General features: G+C 73.2%; 14 protein-coding genes. 8 read left to right on the forward strand and 6 right to left on the reverse strand.

Annotation, left to right across the window (positions count from 1 at the left end; all coding sequences use genetic code 11):
- Positions 1-105 precede the first annotated feature (105 nt).
- Positions 106-1,023, forward strand: a complete 918-nt coding sequence (locus J3486_RS25160) for a helix-turn-helix domain-containing GNAT family N-acetyltransferase (protein ID WP_207823962.1) — start codon at positions 106-108, stop codon at positions 1,021-1,023.
- Between the two features lie 25 nt (positions 1,024-1,048).
- Here J3486_RS25160 and J3486_RS25165 read toward each other — a convergent pair whose 3' ends face one another.
- Positions 1,049-2,191: a P1 family peptidase gene (locus J3486_RS25165; protein ID WP_207823964.1), complete on the reverse strand. Its 1,143-nt coding sequence runs from the start codon at positions 2,189-2,191 to the stop codon at positions 1,049-1,051.
- Positions 2,188-2,910: a GntR family transcriptional regulator gene (locus tag J3486_RS25170; protein WP_207823966.1), complete on the reverse strand. Its 723-nt coding sequence runs from the start codon at positions 2,908-2,910 to the stop codon at positions 2,188-2,190. The genes J3486_RS25165 and J3486_RS25170 overlap by 4 nt, the downstream gene beginning before the upstream one ends.
- Positions 2,911-3,031: 121 nt before the next feature.
- On the opposite strand from J3486_RS25170, the gene J3486_RS25175 reads away from it, so the two are divergent.
- Entirely contained in the window at positions 3,032-4,027 is a 996-nt protein-coding gene (locus J3486_RS25175; RefSeq protein WP_207823968.1) for an asparaginase, read from the forward strand.
- A 10-nt stretch (positions 4,028-4,037) separates the two neighbouring features.
- Here the strand turns inward: J3486_RS25175 and ppdK are convergent, their stop codons facing one another.
- From ppdK to J3486_RS25190, 3 genes are all read right to left on the reverse strand, one after another.
- The gene (gene ppdK / locus J3486_RS25180) at positions 4,038-6,725 is read right to left on the reverse strand and encodes a pyruvate, phosphate dikinase (protein WP_207823970.1); all 2,688 of its coding nucleotides are present in this window, start codon (positions 6,723-6,725) and stop codon (positions 4,038-4,040) included.
- Positions 6,726-6,747: 22 nt separating this feature from the next.
- Positions 6,748-7,620, reverse strand: a complete 873-nt coding sequence (locus J3486_RS25185) for a universal stress protein (RefSeq protein WP_207823972.1) — start codon at positions 7,618-7,620, stop codon at positions 6,748-6,750.
- A gap of 132 nt (positions 7,621-7,752) precedes the next feature.
- Positions 7,753-8,565 carry a universal stress protein gene (locus tag J3486_RS25190; protein WP_207823974.1) on the reverse strand — a complete coding sequence of 271 codons (813 nt, stop codon included), beginning with the start codon at positions 8,563-8,565 and terminating at the stop codon, positions 7,753-7,755.
- A 242-nt stretch (positions 8,566-8,807) separates the two neighbouring features.
- Here J3486_RS25190 and J3486_RS25195 point away from each other — a divergent pair, with 242 nt between their 5' ends.
- Together J3486_RS25195 and J3486_RS25200 are read left to right on the forward strand one after the other, a co-directional pair.
- Complete coding sequence (locus J3486_RS25195; RefSeq protein ID WP_207823976.1) at positions 8,808-9,788, forward strand: hypothetical protein; 981 nt, start codon at positions 8,808-8,810, stop codon at positions 9,786-9,788.
- 85 nt (positions 9,789-9,873) lie between these two features.
- Positions 9,874-11,097: a hypothetical protein gene (locus tag J3486_RS25200; protein WP_207823977.1), complete on the forward strand. Its 1,224-nt coding sequence runs from the start codon at positions 9,874-9,876 to the stop codon at positions 11,095-11,097.
- A gap of 74 nt (positions 11,098-11,171) precedes the next feature.
- Here J3486_RS25200 and J3486_RS25205 read toward each other — a convergent pair whose 3' ends face one another.
- Positions 11,172-12,194, reverse strand: coding sequence for a LacI family DNA-binding transcriptional regulator (locus J3486_RS25205; protein ID WP_207823979.1), 1,023 nt, complete (start codon positions 12,192-12,194; stop codon positions 11,172-11,174).
- A 175-nt stretch (positions 12,195-12,369) separates the two neighbouring features.
- On the opposite strand from J3486_RS25205, the gene J3486_RS25210 reads away from it, so the two are divergent.
- The 4 genes from J3486_RS25210 to J3486_RS25225 all read left to right on the forward strand — a co-directional run bounded on the left by J3486_RS25210 (position 12,370) and on the right by J3486_RS25225 (position 17,489).
- Entirely contained in the window at positions 12,370-14,178 is a 1,809-nt protein-coding gene (locus J3486_RS25210) for a glycoside hydrolase family 2 protein (RefSeq protein WP_207823981.1), read from the forward strand.
- Between the two features lie 88 nt (positions 14,179-14,266).
- Positions 14,267-15,610 (forward strand): ABC transporter substrate-binding protein, encoded by a 1,344-nt coding sequence (locus J3486_RS25215; protein WP_207823983.1) that lies wholly within the window; start codon positions 14,267-14,269, stop codon positions 15,608-15,610.
- A gap of 30 nt (positions 15,611-15,640) precedes the next feature.
- Positions 15,641-16,546 carry a carbohydrate ABC transporter permease gene (locus J3486_RS25220; protein ID WP_207823985.1) on the forward strand — a complete coding sequence of 302 codons (906 nt, stop codon included), beginning with the start codon at positions 15,641-15,643 and terminating at the stop codon, positions 16,544-16,546.
- A gap of 1 nt (position 16,547) precedes the next feature.
- On the forward strand, positions 16,548-17,489 hold the full coding sequence (locus J3486_RS25225; protein ID WP_207823987.1) for a carbohydrate ABC transporter permease: 942 nt from the start codon (positions 16,548-16,550) through the stop codon (positions 17,487-17,489).
- Positions 17,490-17,588: the final 99 nt, after the last annotated feature.

Here is a 17,588-nt window from a genome sequence, read left to right on the forward strand (position 1 = left end):
CACCGGCCTCCGGCCCCGGGGCCGGAGGCCGGGGCCGATCTCCCAGCCGTCCGATCCCCCGGTCCGGCGTTCGCCATGAACTCATTCTCTGACTACAGTCAGGGAATGACCGCGGATGCTTCGGACCCGACCCACCTCTCACTGGTGCGGCACTTCAACCGCACCGTCACCGAACGCGTGGGCGTCCTCCACGACCGCTACCTGGGCCTCGACCGGCCGATCGGCGAGGCACGGCTGCTCTGGGAGATCGGCGAACAGGGCCAGGACGTACGGCGGTTGCGGGAGCGGCTCGGCCTCGACTCCGGTTACGTCAGCCGTCTCCTGCGGGCTCTGGAACGCGACGGGCTCGTCACGGTGGAGCCGCACCCGCAGGACCGGCGCGTGCGCACCGTCCGCCTCACCGCGGCGGGCCGCGCGGAGCGCACGGTGCTCGACGGCCGCAGCGACGACCTGGCCGCCTCCCTGCTGGCGCCGCTCAACGCCGACCAGCGCGCCCGGCTCGTCGCCGCCATGACGGACGTCGACCGGCTGCTGACGGCGGCCACGGTCACGCTGGACACGGTCGACCCGGACCATCCCGATGCGCGGCACTGCCTGCTCTCGTACTTCACCGAGCTCCAGGACCTCTTCGACACCGGCTTCGACGAGGCCCGCAGTCTGCTCCCCGACGCCGGTGGGCTGCGACCGCCGCACGGCCTGTTCCTGGTCGCCCGGCTGCACGGGGAACCCATCGGCTGCGCCGGTCTCAAGCTGCCCGCCGACGCCCCGGCCGAGGTCAAGCGCATGTGGATCGCGCCGCACGCCCGCAGGCTCGGCCTGGGCCGTCGCTTCCTCGCCGAGCTGGAGCAGCGGGCGGCGCGGCACGGCTACAGCGCCCTGCGCCTCGACACGAACAAGGCGCTGGACGCCGCGATCGGTCTCTATCGGGCGGCCGGGTTCGAGGAGGTCGCGGCCTTCAACGACGAGCCGTACGCGCACCACTGGTTCGAGAAGCGGATCGGGGACGGCGACGGATCCCGCTGACCCGGGCCCAGGGACCGTCCACCGCTCATTCCCCCTGGTCGCCGCTCAGCGCTGACGCGCGCACGAGCCCCGCGACGCGGTCCGTGGGCAGCGCCGGTGCGTGGTGGCCCCGTACGCCCGTGACCGGCCGGGCGGCGAACAGTGCGGCGAGGACGGCCTCTTCGGTGGCCTCCGCGGTGGCGCGGAAGAGCAGGTCCATCAGGGGGCCGTTCTCCGCGAGGGCGAAGGCGGCGCGGGTCGGGCGCGTCGGGGTGTGCGGGGTGCGCTGGGTCGTCGACCAGGCGAGGGCGTACTCGCCGCTGCCGTGCTGGACGATCCCTCCGGTGCGGGCCAGACCGACCGTGCCGCGTTTGGCGATACGGCGCAGCTGGCGGGCGTCGGCCGGGGCGTCCGTGGCGACGAGGACGACGCAGGAACCGGCGCCGCGCGCGAACTCGGCCTGCTCCTGCGCCTGTCGGGGCGTGAGCACGCGGCCGACGGGTGTGCCGAGGACGGTCAGGTCCTCGGCGAGACCGAAGTTGGCGAGGACGAGGACGCCGAGGGTGTAGCCGCCGCCGTCACCCGCGTCGACGAGCCGGGAACTGGAGCCGATGCCCGCCTTCCAGCCGAAGGAGACCATGCCGGTGCCCGCGCCCACCGCGCCCTCCTCGACGGGCCCCGCGGACGCCGCCTCCAGCGCGTCGAGGACGTGATGCGGACGGACGTGCAGGCCGCGGATGTCGTTCAGCCAGCCGTCGTTGCACTCGAAGACCGCCGGGTTGACGGTGCCCGTGGTGGTGCCGATCTCGGGATGCCCCGCGAGGGCGTGCCGGACGATCCCCTCGAAGGCGGTACCGACCCCGAGGGTGTTGGTGAGCGCCAACGGGGTCTCCAGGACGCCGAGTTCGGCGATCTGGCTGAGTCCGGCCGCCTTGCCGAAGCCGTTGACGACCTCCAGGCCCGCGGTCGGCTTGTCCCGGAACACGGAACCGGCCGCCGGGACGACGACGGTCACCCCGGTGCGCACCGGGAGCTCCGCGTCGTCGTGGTCGAGCGTGACATGGCCGACGCGTACGCCCGGCACATCGGTCAGGGAGTTCGCCGGGCCGACGGGCAGAACACCGGGGACGATGCCCAGATCGCGGGGGCGAGGGCGGTCCGGCACGCGGTCCGGTACGCGGTTCGTCATCGGGCGGTACGTCCTGTGCGGGGCGCTCCCCCGTCCTTCGCGCGGGGCGCTCCCGGCGGGGCGGCGTCCTCCTGCGCCCGGAGCGACTGCAGCAACTCGGTCTCCACCAGGGCGAGATGTGCCGCCATCAGGTTCTCGGCGAGATCGGCGTCGCCGGCCGCGACCGCCTGTGCCATCGCCTCGTGATCGCCCAGCGACGTCTCGGTGTGCGCCGTGTGCGAGGTGAGACCGCTGCGCAACACGATCACCTGCTGCTGCACGAGCCCGACCTGTTCGGCGATGCGCGGGCTGTGCGCGGCCTGCAGGAGCGACCGGTGGAAGTCCAGGTCCAGGGCGTACGGGAGCTTGCGCCCCGTCGCGTGTGCCGTGCGGGAGCGCTCGCACACCTTGCGCATCCTGGTCACCTCGCCCGGCGTGCGGCGGTGCGCCGCCAGGCGGGCCGCGGCGCACTCCAGCGCCGAGCGGAGTTCGAAGAGGGCGATCACGTCGTCGGGGCGGGCCGCGTAGACGACGGCGCCCTTGTTGGGTACGTGGACGAGGAGGCCCTCGCTGACCAGTTGGCCCATGGCTTCGCGGAGCGGGCCGCGGCTGGTGCCGAGATCGCGGGCGGTCTCCACCTCGTTGAGCCGGGCCCCGGAGGGCAGCTCGCCGGTCAGGATCCGCTCGCGCAGCATGTCCACGATCTGTCCCGCAAGGCCGCGGTGGACCAGTCCCGTCATGGGGCGCCTCCCAAGGAATCGCGAGGTCCGAAGCGTAGCGAGCGGGCTGACAACTGTCGACAGTCGACCGCTCTCGCTGATACCTGTGGACAGTTGACGACGAGCCCCTGGAGGAACCGCCATGTCCACCGACGCCACCTCACCCACGCCGCCCGCCCACGAGGTGCTCGCGGAGGTCTGGCGGGGTGACTTCCTGGAGTCCGTGCATCACGGGGCGGTGCTGGTCGTCGGTCCGGACGGCGGTACGAAGTTCAGCGCGGGCCAGGTGGACGTGCCCCTGTACCCGCGGTCGTCCAACAAGCCGTTGCAGGGCGTCGGCATGCTGCGTGCGGGGCTCGGCCTCGACGGTGAACTGCTCGCGCTCGCCTGTGCGAGCCACTCCGGCGAGGCGTTCCATCTCGACGGGGTGCGTCGCATCCTCGCGGGTGCGGGTCTGACCGAGGGGGACCTGCGGTGCACGGAGGGGCTGCCGATCGGGGCCGAGGCCCAGCCCGCGCATCTCGCCGCGGGGCGCGGTCCGACGCGTACGACCATGAACTGCTCGGGCAAGCACGCCGCGATGCTCGCCACCTGTGTGGCGGCGGGCTGGTCCGTGGAGGACTACCTCGACCCCGGCCACCCGCTCCAACTGGCGCTGCGCGAGACGCTGGAGGATCTGGCGGGCGAGACGTCGGCCGCGGTCGGCGTGGACGGCTGCGGCGCACCGCTGTTCGCGCTCAGCCTCACCGGTCTGGCGCGCGCCTTCGCCCGGATCGCGACGGCGCCCGCGGGCAGCCACGAGCAGCGGGTGGCGGCGGCCATGAACGCGTACCCCGAGTACGTCGGCGGCACCGGCCGCGATGTCACCGACCTCATGCGGGCGCTGCCGGGCGCCGTCGCCAAGGACGGTGCCGAGGGGGTGTACGCCCTTGCGCTGCCGGACGGTTCGGCGGTCGCGCTGAAGATCGCCGACGGCGCGGCGAGGCCGCGGCCCGTCGTGATGGCCGCCGCCCTGCGTCACCTGGGCGTGGACATCGACGCCGACCCCCGGCTCGCCGCGCTCGCGGAGGTTCCGGTGCTCGGGCACGGCGAGCCGGTCGGCGCCGTGCGGCCGGCCGGGCCGCTCGCCCGGGCCTGACGCCGGCCCGTCACCTGCTGTCGGGGCCGCCGTCCCCGGTCAGTGCCGCCCGGCCCGCTTCGAGGCGGGCGGCCGGGATCCGGTACGGCGAGCACGAGACGTAGTCCAGGCCCGTCCGGTGGAAGAAGTGCACGGAGTCCGGGTCGCCCGCGTGCTCACCGCAGACACCGGTCTCCAGGCGGGAGTTGGCGGCGCGGCCCTCGCGCACGGCCAGCGCCACGAGCCGTCCGACGCCGTCCTCGTCGAGGCGCTCGAACGGCGACACGGCGAGCAGTCCCTGGTCGAGGTACTGCGGCAGGAAGGACCCTTCGGCGTCGTCGCGGGACAGGCCCCAGGCGGTCTGGGTCAGGTCGTTGGTGCCGAAGGAGAAGAAGTCCGCGGCGCGGGCGAGTTCGCCCGCGACGAGCGCCGCCCGGGGCAGTTCGATCATGGTGCCGACGGGCAGCTGCAGCGGGCGGCCCGTCTCGGCGGCGACCTCGGCGAGGGTGTGTTCCACCAGCGCCCGGGTGTGCCGCAGTTCGTCGGCGGTGGCGACGAGCGGGATCATGATCTCGGCACGCGGGTTCCCGCCGTCGCGCAGTCGGCGGTCGACCGCCTCGGCGACGGCCCGTACCTGGGTCGCGACGAGGCCCGGCACGGTGAGGCCGAGGCGGACGCCGCGCAGCCCCAGCATGGGGTTGCGTTCGTGCAACCTGCCGACGGCGGCGAGCAGTTCACGGTCGTGCGCGGTGGGGTGCGCCGCGCCCGCGACCCGCACGGACAGATCGGTGAGGTCGGGCAGGAACTCGTGCAGCGGCGGGTCGAGCAGCCGGATGGTGACGGGCAGTCCGTCCATCGCCTTGAGGATGCCGATGAAGTCGAGGCGCTGGAGGGGCAGCAGGGCGGCGAGGGCGCGGCGGCGTTCGGTGTCGTCGGCGGCGAGGATCATCGACTCGACGAGGGCCTTGCGGGTGCCGAGGAACATGTGTTCGGTGCGGCACAGGCCGATGCCCTGGGCGCCGAGCCTGCGGGCGACGGCCGCGTCCTGCGGGGTGTCGGCGTTGGCCCGCACCTCCAGGCGGCGGACCTCGTCGGCGTGGGTGAGGGCGCGGTGCACGGCGACGGTGAGCGGGCTGGTGCGCACCCCGGTCACCAGGGCCTGGCGGACGTCGGATTCGGTCAGCGGCAGTGCGCCCAGGTGCACGGTGCCCGCGGTGCCGTCGACGGAGATCGTGTCGCCCTCGTGGAGGACGGCGCCGGTGGGCGCGGTGAGGGTACGGGCGACGGGGTCGACGGTGAGGCTGTCGGCGCCGCAGACGCAGACCTTGCCCATGCCGCGGGCGACCACGGCGGCGTGGCTCGTCTTGCCGCCGCGGCTGGTGACGACGGCCTCGGCGGCGATCATGCCGGGCAGGTCGTCGGGGCTGGTCTCGCGCCGCACGAGCACGGTCTGCTGGCCGGCCCTGGTGCGGCGCACGGCGGTGGCGGAGTCGAAGACGACGACGCCGACGGCCGCGCCCGGCGAGGCGGGCACGCCGCGGGCGAGCGGCACGTCCGTGGGGCGGGCGGCGAACCGCGGGAACATCAGCCGGGTCAGGGCGGCGCCGTCGACGCGGCCGAGCGCCTCGTCGTCGGTGAGGGTCTTCTCGTCGACGAGGTCGTAGGCGATGCGGAAGGCGGCCTCCGCGGTGCGCTGGCCGACGCGGGTCTGGAGGATCCACAGGCGACCGCGCTCGACGGTGAACTCGACGTCGCACAGGTCGTGGTAGTGGCGCTCCAACGTCCGCAGGTGGGCGTCGAGTTCGCGGTAGGCCTCGGGGACGAGGTCGCGCAGGGCGTCGAGCGGGCGGGTGTCGCGCACGCCCGCGACGACGTCCTCGCCCTGGGCGTCGGGCAGGTAGTCGCCGTAGGGCCCGTACGCGCCGGTGGCCGGGTCGCGGGTGAAGGCGACGCCGGTGCCGCTGCCTTTCGATGTCACGGTCGCGCCGAGGTTGCCGAAGACCATGGCCTGCACGGTGACGGCGGTGCCGAGGTCGTCGGGGATGTGGTGGCGGTCGCGGTAGAGGCGGGCCCGTTCGCCGGTCCAGGAGGTGAAGACGGCGCGGACGGCGCGCTCCAGTTGTTCGGCGGGGTCCTGCGGGAACTCCTCGCCGGTCTCGTGCCGGATGATGGCCTTGAACTCCTCGACCAGGGCGGGGAGTGCGCCGTTGTCCGTGCCGTGCCGGGCTGCGGCCCGCGCGAAGAGGGCGCCGTCGACGCCCAGGACGGTCCGGCCGAACATCATGAGCAGCCGCCGGTAGGAGTCCCAGGCGAACCGCTCCTGTCCCGTGGCCTTGGCGAGTCCGACGACCGAGGTGTCGTTGAGGCCGATGTCGAGGATGGTCTCCATCATGCCGGGCATCGAGAAGCGGGCGCCGGAGCGCACGGACACCAGCAGCGGATCGTCGGCCGCCCCGAGTGCGCGGCCCATCGTCCGCTCCAACTCGGCGAGCGAGTGGGCGACTTCGACCCCGAGCTCGGGGGGTTCGACACCGGTGCCGAGGTACCTGCGGCAGGCCTCGGTGGTGATGGTGAAGCCGGGCGGCACGGGCAGCCCGAGGCGGGTCATCTCGGCGAGGCCCGCGCCCTTGCCGCCGAGCAGGTCGGCGAGCTCCCGGCTGCCGTCGGCGAACGGATACACGTACCGCACGGGTACCGGCGTCGTTTCGATCGCATGCATGACGGGCCTCTCAGGGGTGGGTTCAGTCGTGCGGTACGACGGCCACGGCGCAGGGCGCGTGATGGATCACGGCGTGCGTGACGGGTCCTGTGCGCGGGCCGAGTCGGGGTTCGGGCCTGCGGCGGTTGCCGATGACGAGGAGGGCGGCGCCGGTCGCGGAGTCGAGGAGCGGCGCGGTCACGGGTCCCTCGACGACGGAACGTACGACGGGCACGTCCGGGTGCTTCTCCTTCCACGGGCACAGCAGGGCGTCCTGGAACCCCTCCCATTCATGGGCCTGTTGGGCCGCGTCGGCGAGCGCGACCTCGCCGGGCCCGAGGGTCAGGACGTTCGGCTCGTGCCAGGCGGACAGGATCCGCAGCGGTGTCCCGCGCACCCCCGCCTCCGCGAAGGCGAACTCGATGACGTCGTCGCAGGGGTCGCCGAGGTCGAGGCCGAGGACGACGTCGTGGCCGTCGGCGCTGCCGGTGCCGGTGGTGTCGGCGCGGACCAGGACGACGGGGCAGGGCGCCCGGGCGATGACGCCGGCCGCGACCGAGCCGACGAACGCGCCGGAGAGCGCGCCGAGCCCGCGGGAGCCGAGCACGAGCAGCCCGGCCCGCGCCCCGGCGTCGAGCAGCGCCGCCGTGGCGGGGCCGGGGACGGAGGCGACGGTCAGCCGGACGACGGGCACCTCGATCGCGAGGCGTTCGACGACGCTGCGCACGAAGAGTTCGCCGCGGCGGCGTCGTGCCGGTGCGTCCGCCTCGTCGGCCGTCGTGCGCGGCGTCCAGTTGCCCACGTGCAGCAGCTTCAGCGGAGCGGCCCGCCGGACGGCCTCCCGGGCGGCCCAGACCACTGCGGCGGCGCTCTCCTGCGACTGGTCCACTCCGACGACGATCAGCGGATGGGGCACGAGGTGTCACCTCCGACCGTGACGTTCTCCTCCGTCTGCCCTTCCATCGTTCTGCCGGGAGCCCGGTCGGCAGCAGGGCCCACGGGGGTCCGGCGCCGGGGCCACTCGGCCCCCGGCGCGAGCCGACCGCGCTCAGTGCGGCACCAGTACCACCGGCCCGCGCGCCGCCCTCATCAGCGCCCGGACGGTGACGCCGAGACGGCTGTCGCGGCGTCCGACGACGAGCAGGTCGGTGTGGTGCGAGGCACGGATCAGCGCCTGCGCGGGGGCGAAGCGCACCACGTCGAGAAGGAGCGGCACCCGTGGGTACTTCTCCCGCCAGGGGTGCAGCGCGTCGCACACCCGCTGCACCTCCTGGTCCTCCCAGCGCGCCCGGTCCGCCTCCGGGATCGCGAACGGCCAGGCGGACGCCTCGGGTTCGGGGTACGCCCAGGCGTGCACGGCGCGCAGCCGTGCTCCGGTCCGCTGCGCCCGGTCGAACGCGAGGCCCAGGGCCGCGCCGTCCGGGCTGTGCACGTCGACACCGACCGCGATCCGGTCCGTGCGTCCGGCATCCGCTGCCGGAAGGATTCCGCCGGGGACGAGGGCCACGGGGCAGCCGGCCCGGCCGGCCACGTCGGCGGCCAGGGTGTCGGCCGCCCCTCCGGTGCCGTCGGTGCCGAGGACCAGCCACGACTCGGGCGTGAGCTGTGCGAGGAGTGCGGGGACGGGCGCACCGATGACGTCGACCAGGGTCACCGTCAGTTCGTGGTGGGCGGCGGCGAGACGGCGTACCGACTCCACGACCGCGCGGTCCGCGCGGGCCCGGCCGGAAGGTTCCGTGCGGCGCACCCGGACGGCGTGCACCGGAACGCCCCGCCACAGTGCCTCGCGGGCGGCCCAGCCGGCCGCGGCCCGCCCGGACCCCGTACCGTCGACCGCCACCACCACGCGTTCCTGCCCCATGCCGGTTCACCTCCGTCGCACGTACCCGTCAGGAGTCACGCTCGTACGACCGCCCCCGTGCGCGACAGGGGCCGTACGGTCCGCGCGCGGGCCTCCATGTCCCGGACGAGGGAGCGGACGACGCCCGGAGGGGGTACGGGCCGCTCGGCCCACGCCGGATGACGTCCGGCCCCTGCGTGCGGGAGCGGTCAGCGGTCACGCTGGGAAGCGGAACACCGGATCCCACGAGGGGTGGTGCCGTCATGGCAGCTCTGCGGACGCCCGGGAACCATGCCGTGCGGCACCTGGTGCGCGCGGCCGTCACCGCGCCTTCCCTGCACAACTCCCAGCCCTGGCTGTTCTCCGGCGACGCCACCGGTGTCGATCTGTACGCCGATCCCACGCGCCGGGTCCCGCTGGCCGACCCCGACGGGCGTCAGCTCGTCATCGGCTGCGGCGCGGCGCTGTTCAACATCCGCCTGGCCATGCGGCATCTGGGGTTCCGGGCCGTCGTCCACCCGTTCCCCGACCCGTGGCGGCCCGCGCATCTCGCGCGCGTCGACTGGGGCGCGTACGAGCCGGCCGACCGGGAGGCCGAGACACTGCACCGCGCGTTGCGCAGTCGGCGCACGCACCGGGGGCCTTTCCAACCCGGCGAACTCTCCGAGGAGTTCACCGACGCACTGCGGGAGCGGGCCCGCGCGGAAGGGGCCGATCTGAACCTCGTCGCTCCGGGCCGGCAGCGCGCCCGGCTCGCCGAACTGGTCCGGGCGGCCGAGGACCTGCAGCGCACCGATCCCGGCCGGCGGGCCGAACTCGTGCGCTGGACGCAGGAGTTCAACGGGGTGCGGCGCGACGGCGTGCCGCTGTCCACGTGCACGTACCACCCCGATTGTGTCTCCCTCGCGGGGCGGGACTTCCTGGGGCTCACCGCCACTCTGCCCCGGGCGCCGGAGGTGTGGCCCGCCAGAACTGGCGCGGTCGCCGTGCTGACCACCCGTCACGACACCCCGGCGGACCGGCTGCGCGCCGGTCAGGCGCTGCAGCGGATGCTGCTGTACGCCGCCGCGCACGAGGTCTCGGCAGCCTTCCACACCCAGCCGCTGGAGGTGCCCGAACTGCGGGTGGAGGTGCGCGCGACACTGCTGTTCGGGCAGTTCCCGCAGATGATCCTGCGGCTCGGGCACGCGCTGCCCGGTCCGGTGACGCCGCGGCGGCCGGTGTCCGAGGTTGTGCGCGCCTGATCCCGTACCCCTGCCGGGTACGTCGCCCGCTCGCCGTGATCCGTAAGGTGGGCGGCGCCGGGGCGAGGGGATCGAGGGAGCGGTCATGCGGGGTGGAGAAGGGGTCCGTTCACGGGCTGTGGCGGTCGGTGCCGTGCTCGCGGCGGTGTTCGCTGCGGCCGGGTGCGGTGCGGACACCGAGCCGCGGGGGGACCGGCCCACGGGCGGTGCGCACTCCTCCCCCGGATCCCAAAACGCCGCGCTCACCTGGGAGTTCGCGCACATCGCGGACTTCAGCGGCCGGTTCACCGATGTCGCCGCGCTCGCCGAGGACGACGTCTGGGCGGTCGCGACCGAGAACGACGGCGGCACGGGACCGTTCCTGATGCACTACGACGGCGCCCGGTGGACGCGCGAGTCGCTGCCCGACGCCATCGGCCCCTCCGACGCACCGCCCGCGCTCGACGAGATCGGCGACGACACGCTGTGGCTGCGGCCGAAACCGACGGGCCGGAGCTCCGGTGCGCAGGGCTGGGCGCGGTGGGACGGCACGCGGTGGTCCGCCGTGCCGAGCCCGCCGGCCGGCACCGTCGGCGACCTGGAGGCCGCCGGCCCCGACGACATCTGGGCTCTCACCGGCGAGCGGACCGCCGCGCACTGGAACGGCGACCGCTGGACGACGACCCGGCTGCCGTACGAGGCCGCGGACCTGGCGGTCGTGGGGCCGGACGACGCCTGGGCGGTGGGCCGGCGCTCGACGGGGCCCGGGACCGAGGGCTCCGGCGGCCTGCCGTACGACCAGCCGGCCTCGATGCACTGGGACGGCACGTCGTGGCGGGCGGTCGACACCCCCGTGTCCCGCTTCGACGACCCGGTACCGCCGGAGGCGAGCGCCTCCCTCGGCAAGGTCTTCGTGCTCGACGGCGGCGAGGTGCGCGCGTACGGCGAGAACACCTTCGACCACGGCGAGACGGACGACGAACCGGAGGACAAGTACATCCGGCTGCGCTGGACCGGCTCGGCGTGGGTCGCGCAGGATCCGGCACCGGGCGGCTGCGAGCGGCGCGTGCCCCTGGCCCAGGACGCCAAGGGGCTGTTCCTCGACGGCAACCGGTATCTGACCGACACGGGCCGCTGTGTGACGATCCAGCGACCCCGGCTGCCGCGGTCGACGGGCGCCCGCTCGTCGTCGAACCAGTCCCTGTGGCTCTCGGAGATCCACCGGGTGCCCGGCACCGGCAGTTGGCTGGGCGCGGGTCACGTCCAGGTCAACCAGTCGGGCGCCCCGTTCGACGCGCCCGTGGTCGTGCGGCTGGAGCGGAGCGCCTGACCGAACGGCCCGGACCACCTCCGGCACCGGGTCCCGCCCCGCTCGGGAACCGGGTCCCGCCCCGCTCCGCCGCCTCACCCACCGCTGCTCTCCCGCACGATCACCTCGTGCCCGACGACGTGGTCCACCAGCGGCCCGTCATCGGGGCCGTCGATGCGGTCGACGAGCAGGGCCACGGCGGCCCGCGCGATCTCCTCCTTGTCGGGGGCCACCGTCGTCAGGGTGGGCACGCTGAAGCGGGACGCCTCGATGTCGTCGAAGCCGACCACGTCGATGTCCTTGGGCACGCTCACCCGCTTCTCGTGCAGGGCGCGCAGCGCGCCGAGCGCGAGATGGTCGTTGAGGCAGAGCAGGGCGTCCGGGTGCGGGTCCCGTTCGACGAGTTCGGCCGCGGCGCGCGCGCCGTCCCGCCAGTGGTACGCGTCGACGGGCACCACGAGGTCGCTGTCGAAGGGGACCTTGGCCGCCCTGAGCGCCTCGCGGTAGCCGTCCGTGCGCAGCCGGTCCGTGCCCTGGCGGCCCCTGACCATGCCGCCGACCACCGCGATCCGGCGCCGGCCGCGCTCCAGCAGATGGGCGGTGGCCTCGCGCGCGGCCCGTACGTTGTCGATGGCGACGTGGTCGGTGCTGCCCTCGGCGGGGCGTTCGCCGAGCAGGACCACGGGCAGTCGCCGGTCCCGGGTGGCGAGGTCGCGGGGCTGCAGCGCGAGCGGGCTGAGGATGATGCCGTCGGAGAACTGGGCGTCGAAGCCGTGCAGCGCCGCCAGTTCCCGCTCGCGCGAGCCGCCCGTCTGGTGCAGCAGCACCGTGAGTCCGCGCCGGTCGGCCTCGGTCATCACGTGCTTGGCCAGCTCGGCGAAGTACGCGACGTCGAGTTCGGGCACGGCGAGGGTGATCATGCCTGTGCGGCCCTGCCGCAGCTGGCGGCCCGCCATGTTGACCCGGTAGCCGAGGGCGTCGATCGCCTCACGGACGGCCTCGCGGGTCCGGTCGGAGACATGCTCGAAGTTGTTGATCACGTTGGAGACCGTCTTGGGCGAGACGCCCGCGTACTCCGCAACGTCCTTGATCCTGGGTCTGGCCGCCACGCTCTTCATTCCTTCCGTCTGCCGTCCGCGATCGTACCGACCATCACGAATCGGTTTCGGGCCGGATCCCACCCCGTCCCGGATATTTACAACGATGTAATCGTCATGGTGCCATGAGCCTCGCACCGCCCGGCGCACCCGTCGCACGGCGCTGCGCCGCACCCCACCCGAGGCAAGGAGCACCATGCCTGTCCCCCGTCCCGAGTACCCGCGCCCCCAGTTCGCCCGTGACGCCTGGCTGAACCTCAACGGCACGTGGCAGTTCGAGATCGACCGTTCCGACACGGGCCTGGAACGCGGCCTGCGGGAGCGGGAGTTGACCGGCGCGATCACCGTGCCGTTCTGCCCCGAGTCGGAGCTGTCCGGGATCGGCGAGACGGACTTCCTGGAGGCCGTCTGGTACCGGCGCACGGTGACGGTACCCGCCGGCTGGACGGACGCCCGGGTGCTGCTGCACTTCGGCGCCGTGGACCACGACACGACGGTGTGGGCGAACGGTGTCGAGGTGGCCCGGCACCGCGGCGGCTTCACCCCCTTCACCGTCGACCTCGGCGAAGCGGCGGCGCCCGGCGCCGAGTTGGCCCTGGTCGTCCGGGCCCGTGACACCCGGCACGGTCCGCAGGCCCGCGGCAAGCAGGCCACCTGGTTCGCCAACTCGCACTGCCACTACACCCGTACGACCGGCATCTGGCAGACGGTGTGGCTGGAGCCGGTTCCGCGCACGGTCGCCCTGAAGCGCCCCCGGATCACCCCGGACCTGGCCTCGGGCTCCTTCTTCCTGGAACTGCCGCTGACCGGCAACGCCCCGGGCCACCGCGTCCGGGCCACGCTCTCGGACAGCCGGGGCACGGTCGTCACCGCCGAGGCCCGCGCCGACCTCGACCTCGGCCCGCGCCTCGCGCTCGCCGTGCCCGCGGACCGGCAACGCGTGTGGTCGCCGTCCGACCCGCACCTGTACGACCTCGTGCTCGAAGTCGTCGGCCCCGACGGGCAGCCGGTCGACCGGGTGACCTCGTACGCGGGTCTGCGCTCGGTCTCCGTCGACGGCAAGCGGCTGCTCCTGAACGGCGAGCCGGTCTTCCAGCGTCTCGTCCTCGACCAGGGCTACTACCCGGACGGCCTGATGACGGCGCCGAGCGACGCCGATCTCGTCCGGGACATCGAGCTCGGCCTCGCGGCCGGCTTCAACGGGGCCCGGCTGCACCAGAAGGTCTTCGAGGAGCGCTACCTGTACCACGCGGACCGGCTCGGCTATCTGGTGTGGGGCGAGTTCGGCGACTGGGGCTGCGAGGTCGGGGTCCGCGACGACAACCAGCGGCCCGACGCCAGTTACGTCGCCCAGTGGCTGGAGGCCGTGGAGCGGGACTACTCGCACCCCTCGATCGTCGGCTGGTGCCCGCTCAACGAGACGTACCAGAACCTGCACGACCGCATCACGCAGCTCGACGACGTGACGCGGGCGATGTTCCTGGCCACGAAGCAGGCCGACGGCACCCGCCCGGTGATCGACGCGTCCGGCTACGCGCACCGGGTCCCGGAGACCGACGTGTACGACTCGCACTGCTACGAGCAGGACCCGGCGGCGTTCGCGAAGACGATGCAGGGCCTCGCGGAGAACAAGCCGTACGTCAACACCGGCCCCGAGGGTCGCACTTGGTCCGTTCCCTACGCCGGGCAGCCGTACTTCTGCAGCGAGTTCGGCGGCATCTGGTGGGACCCCGAGGCGGCCGCGGAGGCGGCGGGCAACGTGCTCGACGACTCCTGGGGATACGGCGAACGGCCGCGCAGCGCGGAGGAGTTCATCGAGCGGTTCACCGGTCTGACGGGCGTGCTGCTCGACGACCCGGACATGTTCGGCTACTGCTACACCCAGCTCACGGACGTCTTCCAGGAGCGCAACGGCGTCTACCGCTTCGACCGGAGCGAGAAGGTCGACACCGCCCGGCTGCGGGACGCCCAGCTCCGCCCCGCCGCGTTCGAGGACACGAAGTAGCTCTTCACCCCTGCCTGCAATTTACATCGATGTACAACTGTGGCCGACGGAGTCGGGACGACTCCGCCGGCCACCGGGAAGGAGCCATATGACCGGCACACCCGCCCCCGTCGGTCGCCCCGCGCTCACCAGGCGGCGCGTTCTGACGGGCGCGTTCGCCGCCGGCGCCGCGGTGCTCGGCGCGGGCGCGCTCAGCGGCTGCGGCAGCGCGCTGGCCGCGGGCGACTCGACGGTCCGGCTGTGGGACCTGTTCCAGGGCGCCGACGGCGGACTGCTCAACGACATGGTGCGCAGGGCGCAGCCCGACATGCCGGGCACGCACATCGACCGCACCGTCCTGGAGTGGGGCACCCCGTACTACACGAAGCTCGCCATGGCCTCGGCCGGCGGGCGCGGCCCGGACGTCGCCGTCGCGCACATGTCGCGGCTCGCGGGCTACGCGCCGACCGGGCTCGTGGACCCGTGGGACATGGATCTGATGGCCGAGTTCGGCATCCACGAGAGCGACTTCGCGGACGCCGTGTGGCAGCGCACGCAGTACGACGGCGCGACGTACGCGATCCCGCTCGACACGCACCCCTTCATCGTGTTCTTCCATCCGGAGCCGACGAAGAAGGCGGGACTGCTCACGGCGGACGGCACGCTGGACCTGGACGCGTTCTCGTCGCCCGACCGATTCCTCGCCGCAGGCCGGGAGTTGGCGAAGGCGTCGGGCAAGCAGGGCATCTCCTTCGGGTACGTCAACGACACCGCGCAGGGCTGGCGGCTCTTCTACGGCCTGTACCGGCAGACGGGCGGCACCTTCGAGCTGCCGCCGGGCGGCCCGGCGAAGGCCGACATCGACCGGATGGCCGAGGTCATCGCGTTCATGGCCAAGCTGGTCGACGGCAAGGTCAATCCGAAGCGGCTCGACTACAACTCCAGCGTCGCCGCGTTCACCAACCGGCAGACGGCGATGGCACTGTCCGGCGAGTGGGAGCTCGGCACGTTCCGCACCGCGGACAAGAAGGTGGACGCCGCCCCGTTCCCGACCGTCTTCGGGACCCCGGCGATCTACGCGGACTCGCACTCGTTCGTGCTCCCGCACCGCGACCATCCCGACGCGGCGCACCGCAGGCGCACCCATCAGGCGGTCGCGGCGCTCCTGAAGGCCGGACAGACCTGGGCGACGGCCGGGCACATCCCGGCGTACACGCCGGTCACCCGTACCGAGGCGTACGCGGAGCTGCTGCCGCAGGCGCATTACAAGTCGGCCGCCTCGCAGGTCGTGCTCGACCCGGCCGTCTGGTTCGCGGGCGCGGGCTCCGACTTCCAGAACGCCATGTCGCAGGTGCTCCAGCAGGCCCTGCTCGACGGTCTCGCCCCGGTCCGCGCGGCGCGCGCGATGGTGCGGCGCGTCAACACCTTCCTCACCAAGCCCAGCCCGGCCTGACGGCCGCGCACCGTCTCAGGAGGCACAACGATGTCCTCTCGTCCCGCCCCGGCCGGGCCGCGACCGCTGTCGGTCCGGCGGCTGCTGCCCCCGGGCCTGCTCTTCGCCCTGCCCTTCCTCGCGCTGTTCGCGGTCTTCCTGCTGTGGCCGCTCGGCCAGGGCCTGTGGACGGCGTTCACGGACAAGGCACTGTCCGCGCACACCCCGTCCTTCGTCGGCCTCGACAACTTCTCCGAGGCGTTCGGGGACGCGGAGATGTGGCGCGCCCTGTGGCACACGGTCCTGTTCACGCTGATCTCGACGGTCCCGCTGGTCGTGGTGGCGCTCGGCATGGCGCTGCTCGTGCACACCGGGCTGCCGGGCCAGTGGGTGTGGCGGCTGTCCTTCTTCGCGCCGTACCTGCTGCCGGTCGGCGTCGTCAGCCTGCTGTGGCTCTGGCTGTACCAGCCCGATCTCGGCCTCTACAACCATCTGTTGAGCGCGCTCGGCCTCGACCAGATCGCCTGGCTGAGCGACGAGTCGGTGGCGATGTGGGCGATCGCGCTGACGACCCTGTGGTGGACGGTCGGCTTCAACTTCCTGCTCTACCTGGCCGCCCTCCAGTCGATCCCGGACCACCTGTACGAGGCGGCGGCCATCGACGGCGCCGGGGCCTGGCGCCGGCTGTTCTCGATCACGCTGCCGCAGCTCAGCCGGATCACCGTCGTGATCGGCGTGCTGCAGATCCTGGCGTCCCTGAAGGTCTTCGACCAGGTGTACCTGCTGACGAAGGGCGGCCCGAACAACGCGACGCGGCCGGTCGTCGAGTACATCTACGACGTCGGCTTCACCGGCTACCGGCTCGGCTACGCGTCGGCGATCAGCTACATCTTCTTCGCCCTCGTCGTGCTCGCCTCCGCCGCCCAGTTCGCCGTACTCCGCCGCCGGGAGAAGTGACATGACGACCACCACCACCGAGTCCCCCGCCCGCCGCGCGTCGGGGCGGATCGTCCCCGTGCGCCCGCCCGGCGCCCGTCGCGGCCCGGCCCGGTCGACCACGAACCTGACGCTCGGCGCGAGCCGCACCGCGCGCACGCTCGCTCTGACCGTGCTCGGCCTCGCCTCCCTGGTCTGGCTGCTGCCGATGGCGTGGGCCCTGCTCACGGCGTTCAAGTCGGAGCAGGACGCGAGCGATCCGCTGCACTGGGTGTGGCCGAAGCACGGCTTCTCGCTGCAGGCGTTCCGCACGGTGTGGGAGCGCGGCGACCTGCCGCTGTGGATGCTCAACAGCTTCCTCGTGTCCGCCGCCGTCACGGTGATCACGGTGCTGGTCTCGGCGATGGCCGGATACGCCTTCTCGCGCACCCTGTTCGCCGGCCGCAGGTGGCTGTTCGCCCTGACGATCGCGGCGGTGATGGTGCCGCCGCAGATCCTGATCGTGCCGTGGTTCGAGCAGATGCTGACGCTGCACCTCCTCGACACGTACGCGGCGGTGATCCTGCCGCAGACGGTGGCGCCGGTGATGGTCTTCATCCTGAAGAAGCACTTCGACTCGCTCCCCGTCGAGCTGGAGGAGGCGGCCCGGATCGACGGCGCGGGCCACTGGCGGATCTTCTGGTCGGTGCTGCTGCCGCTGTCCCGGCCGATGCTCGCGGCCGTCGCGATCTTCGTGTTCATCGGGGCGTGGAACAACTTCCTGTGGCCGTTCGTCTCCACGTCCGACCCGTCGCTGATGACGCTGCCGGTCGGCATCACCACGGTGAAGGACGCGTACGGGATCCAGTACGCGCAGTCGATGGCCTCGGCCGTGCTCGCCGCGCTGCCGCTCGTCGCCGTGTTCGTCTTCTTCCAGCGGCACATCGTGAAGTCGGTGGCGACGACGGGCCTCGGCGGGCAGTGAGCGGGCCCGGAACCACGGTCAACTCCCGTCACGGTGTGCCCCGTTGACACCGTGACGGCCCTTCCCTACGGTCCTGGAGAGCTGGGACTTACATCGATG

The organism is Streptomyces sp. VRA16 Mangrove soil, assembly GCF_017377775.1.
Classification (GTDB): Bacteria; Actinomycetota; Actinomycetes; order Streptomycetales; family Streptomycetaceae; genus Streptomyces.

Bases quoted from the DNA above. Each gene is read 5' to 3' on its own strand.
- J3486_RS25200 (WP_207823977.1), top strand. From the start codon at position 9,874: ATGCGGGGTGGAGAAGGGGTCCGTTCACGGGCTGTGGCGGTCGGTGCC.
- J3486_RS25170 (WP_207823966.1), bottom strand. From the start codon at position 2,910: ATGACGGGACTGGTCCACCGCGGCCTTGCGGGACAGATCGTGGACATG.
- J3486_RS25210 (WP_207823981.1), top strand. From the start codon at position 12,370: ATGCCTGTCCCCCGTCCCGAGTACCCGCGCCCCCAGTTCGCCCGTGAC.
- J3486_RS25205 (WP_207823979.1), bottom strand. From the start codon at position 12,194: ATGAAGAGCGTGGCGGCCAGACCCAGGATCAAGGACGTTGCGGAGTAC.
- J3486_RS25160 (WP_207823962.1), top strand. From the start codon at position 106: ATGACCGCGGATGCTTCGGACCCGACCCACCTCTCACTGGTGCGGCAC.
- J3486_RS25215 (WP_207823983.1), top strand. From the start codon at position 14,267: ATGACCGGCACACCCGCCCCCGTCGGTCGCCCCGCGCTCACCAGGCGG.
- ppdK (WP_207823970.1), bottom strand. From the start codon at position 6,725: ATGCATGCGATCGAAACGACGCCGGTACCCGTGCGGTACGTGTATCCG.
- J3486_RS25190 (WP_207823974.1), bottom strand. From the start codon at position 8,565: ATGGGGCAGGAACGCGTGGTGGTGGCGGTCGACGGTACGGGGTCCGGG.
- J3486_RS25165 (WP_207823964.1), bottom strand. From the start codon at position 2,191: ATGACGAACCGCGTACCGGACCGCGTGCCGGACCGCCCTCGCCCCCGC.
- J3486_RS25195 (WP_207823976.1), top strand. From the start codon at position 8,808: ATGGCAGCTCTGCGGACGCCCGGGAACCATGCCGTGCGGCACCTGGTG.
- J3486_RS25220 (WP_207823985.1), top strand. From the start codon at position 15,641: ATGTCCTCTCGTCCCGCCCCGGCCGGGCCGCGACCGCTGTCGGTCCGG.
- J3486_RS25175 (WP_207823968.1), top strand. From the start codon at position 3,032: ATGTCCACCGACGCCACCTCACCCACGCCGCCCGCCCACGAGGTGCTC.
- J3486_RS25225 (WP_207823987.1), top strand. From the start codon at position 16,548: ATGACGACCACCACCACCGAGTCCCCCGCCCGCCGCGCGTCGGGGCGG.